The 6,098-nt window shown below is 35.6% G+C and carries 2 protein-coding genes and 1 pseudogene; all 3 read left to right on the forward strand.

The features are described from left to right. On the forward strand, positions 1-198 hold a 198-nt coding region (locus tag ACFIL2_RS00200; protein WP_375680212.1), incomplete at its 5' end, for a YadA-like family protein. A gap of 1,312 nt (positions 199-1,510) precedes the next feature. Continuing rightward, positions 1,511-4,150, forward strand: a complete 2,640-nt coding sequence (locus ACFIL2_RS00205; RefSeq protein WP_375681662.1) for a YadA-like family protein — start codon at positions 1,511-1,513, stop codon at positions 4,148-4,150. A 1,216-nt stretch (positions 4,151-5,366) separates the two neighbouring features. Continuing rightward, a pseudogene (locus tag ACFIL2_RS00210) lies at positions 5,367-6,098 on the forward strand (hypothetical protein); the annotation flags it as partial.

Below are 6,098 nucleotides of genomic sequence, written 5' to 3' on the forward strand. Positions count from 1 at the left end.
GTGTCCAACTTACGTTACAATGATGCACCAGGAAAGTTAAGTGTTGCACTTGGTAGTGGTATATGGCTCAATCAGTCCGCACTTGCTATTGGTGCTGGTTATATGTCTGAAAATGGAAGATTTCGCTCTAACGTATCTGCAACGAGTGCTGGGGGACATTGGGGTGTAGGTGCTGGATTTAGGGTAACACTGAATTAACAATAGAAAATTCGAAATAAATTTTCCTTCTCTTATCAAATGCGTTACATGTGCCATTTAAAGGGAAGGAAAGTTATTTTCATCATAAATGAATAGCAATAAAAAATAAGGGTGTATTTCGAGTAAAAATATATTTTTTATTGTGAAATTTTATATGAAAAAATCATTTATCATCTCCAAAAAGAATTATTTGAGTAATTGATATTTATTTTTAAGGGAGTTTTTCCTTCTTGTCTCATCAGACAAGGGTAAACATTTTATAAAGAAGTGATATTTTACACAGAAATTCATAGAGTAGTATACTTATAAAGTTTTATAACAATGTATTTTGTAGTAATATCTTAGTAGGACTGATTTTAGTTACATTGAAGCGTTTTAACAAAAAAAATTTACAAATGCAGAGTGATGCCTTCATATAAATTAATAGAGTGCGCAATCGCACAATATTTTAAAACTGTACGGTTTATAACTTTATTAATAGAAATATCCATTGGGGGGTATGCTTAAAGAGATAAAAAATCTCATTTTTACTATGTTTATTATTATCTTTGTATGCAGCAGCCGGAATAATTAAATAAGACTCACTTTGATCAAAATAGGGATATTTGAAGCATAACAATGCACTAGCACTTTTATAAAAACCTAAAGTGCAGACAATGAGGCTATGAATTTTAGAATTATTTCATAAATCAGAAAGACACATTAATAAAAAATAATTTAAATCATTTTTTTCTTGCTATTTTTTAAATAGTCTGTAAGAATGTGAAAAGTTGGTTAAAAGATACTAAGAATCTTTTTGCAAAGCGGGGTGCAGTAAATCATGAAAAAATCACACTATCACTATCATTTTATTTCAAAAAGCTTTGAGAGATATAAATCCAAAGCTCGAGGGTACCTCGCTTATTCTCACAACAAAAGCACAACCCTACAAAAAACGCTCTAAGTCACTCATCAAACAACTTAACTCCCTTCCGCAATAAACATCCTTTATTGCCTCTTAAACACACAACACCTAAATAATAGTACGCAAACATGTTTTTTCTATACTTCGTTCACCTTTCTTCACCTTTAAATTTAAAAGCTCTGCTAAAAGAAAACACCCCTCCTTAAAGGGGGATAAACAAAAACCTTATTAATTGGACTATCGATCAACGTCGACTTCTATCTCATTGAGATCTTAGATAGTCCTCTTCCGCATTATGACAACCCTAATCTTTTATAAAACAAGAAAAAACAATCTCTGGAGCCTAATAGCACCGGAATATGTCTTTTTAATGTTTTTAATATCTTTTTCTTACTTAGAGGATTTATTATGAAAAAAATATATACCACACCACACACGCTAGCAGTGAGTAATTTAAAAAATTCTTGCTCGTCTTATCGATTACCTTTTATTAAAACGCTTTCATTAGTGTCAGTAGCTGTCTTTTTATCAAATGCTTCTCCTGTTTCTGCTTGTGATAAGTGGGGTAATGTAGCGGAGTATTTTGGTGGTGGTGCAAATATACTTAAAAGTGTTGCGCCAACCTATGTAATTGACGGTAACGTGTATAGAGATGTTGGATCTGCGTTTGTAGGGGTAAATAGTGCATTCAGAGGTGTAAAGAATGAATTCAGCAATTTTAAACTTAATATAGGAAAAACTATTAAGTTTGAGGTTGGAACAGCCATTGATAATGCGTTTGCGGGTTGGGGAAATGTTTGGGGGATATATCAGAGAGAAATTAATAATAAAATTGATAAAATCTTGTCTGATATGATTGTTAAGCAAGATGCAGCAGGGCTTATTACCATTGGTGCGAACAAAAGGGGTTATATAGTAGACGTTGCAAATAATTCTCATGAGGCGCGGTTTATTACTGGTGTTCGTGATGGTTTGGTTAGCGCAACATCGAATCACGCAATCACTGGTTCCCAGCTTTATAAATTGGGCGCTGGGGTTGCGAAGTCTTTTGGCGGTGGTGCTAGCTATAAAGATGGGAACTGGAGTGCTCCTACTTTTACAGTTAATGTCTTTGATAAAAATGGTAAGGAGACTAAGAAAAAATATAATAATGTCGCAGATGCCTTTGCTGGTGTGAATGATTCTTTTGTAAATATTAATAAAGAGATTAAAAATGTGGTGGGTGATAAGCTTGTTGCGCAAGATACAGCAGGACTTATTACCATTGGTAGAAAAGTAAGAGGAACTAAAGTAAGTATTGCAAACGTTGATAATGCGGCACGGACTCTTTCCGGCGTTAAGGCTGGTTCGATTACAGCAGTATCCACTGATGCGATAAATGGTTCTCAACTTTATTCCATGAGCAATGTCGTTGCAGGCTATTTTGGCGGTGATGCTGGTTATAAAGATGGAAACTGGAGTGCTCCTACTTTTACAGTTAAAGTCTTTGATAAGGATGGTAATGGAGCTGACAAGAACTATCATAACGTTGCGGATGCCTTTACTGGCGTAAGTAGTTCTTTCACGAATATTGATAAAAAGATTGAGAATGTAGTTACTAATGTGGTGGGTGACAAGCTTGTTAAGCAAAATACAGCAGGGCTTATTACCATTGGTGGAGAAGTAAATGGAGCTAACGTAAGCATTGCAAACGTTGATAATGCGGCACGGACTCTTTCCGGTGTTAAGGCTGGTTCGATTACAGCAGTATCCACTGATGCGATAAACGGTTCTCAATTTCATTCCATGAGCAATGTCATTGCTAGATACTTTAGTGGTGATGCTGGATATGATGAAGATGGAAACTGGAGTGCTCCTACTTTTACAGTTAAAGTCTTTGATGAGAATGGTAATGGAGCTGAAACGCACTATGGAAATGTTGCGGAGGCACTTTCTGGTGTAAGCAGTTCTTTTACAAATCTTAATAAAAAGATCGAAAGTGTGACAGGCGATAGTTTTATTAAGCAAAATAGCGCTGGGCTTATTACCATTGGGGGAAGCAAAAGTGGCGATAGAATAGATATTGGAAACAATATTAATACTCCACGAGTTCTCTCTGGTGTTAGGGGTGGTGCATTTACGAAAACTTCGACCGAAGCAGTAAATGGTAGCCAGCTTTATTTTATGACTCAGGCATTTGCAAATTATTTTGGCGGTGGTGCTGGATATGATGAAGAGGGGAAATGGTCAGGTCCTACTTTCACGGTTAAAGTCTTTGATAAGGATGGTAATGAGAGTGAGAAAAAATATAATAATGTTGCAGATGCCTTTGCTGGCGTAAATAGTGCTTTCACAGCTTTGAATAATCAGATTATTGATATAAGGGATGGCGCTGCTATTGGTGAAAAACCTAAATTGGGAGATGGTCATTCGGATATTATTTCAGAAGGCTTTCCTTTTATGAGAAAATTAACCCGTTCCATAGATGAGTATGACATGGATGAGGAGGAGAATGACATAGACGAGGAGGATCTTGCGGTTAGCTATGATGTTGATACAAAAAGCGGAAAGAACATCAATAGAATCACTCTAAAAGGTGTCGATGACAGTGAACCTGTTTTGATTACTAATGTTAAAGATGGCGAAATTAAAAAAGACTCTAAGGACGCAGTGAATGGTGGTCAGTTACATGATTATACTGAGAAGCAGATGAAGATTGCTCTTGAAAGTGCGAAAAAGTATACGAATGATCAAGTCAGTAATGGTGTTAATGAGGCAAAATCCTATACCGATATGAAGTTTGACGCACTAAGTTATGATATTACGAATGTGCGCAAAGAGGCAAGGCAAGCAGCGGCGATTGGTTTGGCAGTGTCTAACTTACGTTACTTCGATGACCCAGGATCTGTGAGTGTTTCATTTGGTGGCGGTTTTTGGCGTGGACAATCTGCTTTTGCTATTGGTGCAGGTTATACATCTGAAGATGGCAAGATTCGTTCTAATCTATCAGCAACCAGTGCCGGAGGTCAGTGGGGAGTAGGTGGTGGAATAACTCTGAAATTAAAATAACACCAGAGAATATGAAAAATTACAATTTAAGTGAAGTTTTGCCCTTGTCTGATGAGACAAGGGCAAAATTTTATATTATAGAGAAGTAATATTTTACAGAGAAAGCCTTAGAGTAGTATACTTATAAAGTCTCATAACAATGTATTCTATAATAAGAATCTTAGTGAGATTGATTTTAGTGAGAAGTGAAGCACTTTAACAAAAATTTTACAAACACAGAGTAATACTGTCATATAAATTGATAGAGTGCGTAATCACACAGTATTTTAAACTGTACGTTCTATAATTTCATCGATAGAAAATATCCATTGGGGATACGTTTAAAAAATTAAAAATCCCATTTTATTATTTTATTTATTTGCTCTTGTACATAGCAGTAGTAATCATGAGGTACGCAACAGCGGCAATTATTAGTAAGACTCATTTTGATCAAAATGGGATGCCTCAAACAAACTATGAAACAGAACCTCTAGGCAAGTCTATAATGCATGGAATCTATGAATTTTAAAGTTATAAGGATATTTCACGATTGTATAAATCGGAAAGACTCATTCTGTAAAAATAGTTAAATTCATTTTTCTCTTGCTATTTTACTCAATAGTCTATAAAACCATAAAAATAGTCTTTAGTAAGACTCATTCTGGTAAAAACGGAAAAAGTTCTCGCAAAGGGAGGTGCGAAGAGTTATGGAAAAATCACATAATCATCCTCATTTTATCTTAAAGCTCTTAAAGAGAAAAAAATCTAGAACTCGAGAGTACGTCTCACTTATCACTATGATAAAAGTGCAATGATTTCACAACAAGCACTCTACGTCATTCACCAGACGACTTAACCGTTTCCTGCAATAATACCTTATAGCCTCTTAAACATACAAAAAAGAGCTCTCTCACTTTAAAAATCATAAACCGCAGATCTAACAATAGCGTGCAAATATGTCTTCTTCATATCCGTTCCATCTATTTCCTCACCCTAAAATTCAGGAACCTTGTTACAAAAAAAACTTCTTACAGTCGGAAAAAATTAAAAAACCATTAACAAAATCATTGATCAACGTTAATCGCAACCTTGCCAGAGCCCTAACTACTTCTGTTCGCCTCTGCGACAAACCTAAACTTTGTAAAGAACAAACAAAATCACATCCCAAAATCATCCCTAGCGCTGAAATATGTTTTTTTTATGTTCTGAATATGTTTTTTTACTTGGAGAATTTGTTATGAAAAAATTATATACCACATCAAAAGCGCCGGTGGTGAGTGATTTTAAAAATTCTTACTCGCTTTATCGATTACAGTTTATTAAAGCGCTTTCATTGGCTTCAGTGATTATCTTTTTATCAAATGTTTCTCCTGTTGCTGCTAATACTCAGATTTTTAATAACATATCAAACGATTTTAGTGGCGGTACAAATGTGCTTAAAGCTATTCCACCAGCCTATGTTGTTGGCAGTAAATTATATCAAGATAGTGGCTCTGCATTTATAGAGGATGAAGATGGCTTCAGAGATTTAAATCCTAATATTAAGTTTCAAACGCAACGTGCATTTGATACTGCATTTGCGGGTAAGCAAAGTTCTAAGAATGTAGCGGATGCATTTTCTCGTGTGAATAGTGCTTCCACAAGTTTAAATCATCAGCTTGTTGAGATAAAGGAGCCCTCTGCTATTGAAGAGAAACAAAATAATCTATTTTTGAGAAGCTTACCCAGTGCACTAAACCGAGCGGATGAGGAAGGCACGATAACTATTTCTGCTAAATCACCATTAAAAAAAATAAGTATTCTGAATAGTAACGGTGAAGCTCGGTTTCTTTTGGATGTTGCTGCTGGTTCGATTACAGCGACCTCAACCGATGCGATAAATGGTTCCCAGCTTCATAGTCTTGGCACCAAGGTTGCAACGTCTTTAGGTGGTAGCGCTAGCTATGAGAATGGCACATGGACTGCTCCT

Origin of the sequence: Bartonella sp. AP30XZML, assembly GCF_042195945.1 — a bacterium.
GTDB lineage: Bacteria > Pseudomonadota > Alphaproteobacteria > Rhizobiales > Rhizobiaceae > Bartonella.

What these genes read in the sequence shown, in the direction of transcription:
- ACFIL2_RS00205 (WP_375681662.1), top strand. Translation starts at nt 1,511, where the DNA reads ATGAAAAAAATATATACCACACCACACACGCTAGCAGTGAGTAATTTA.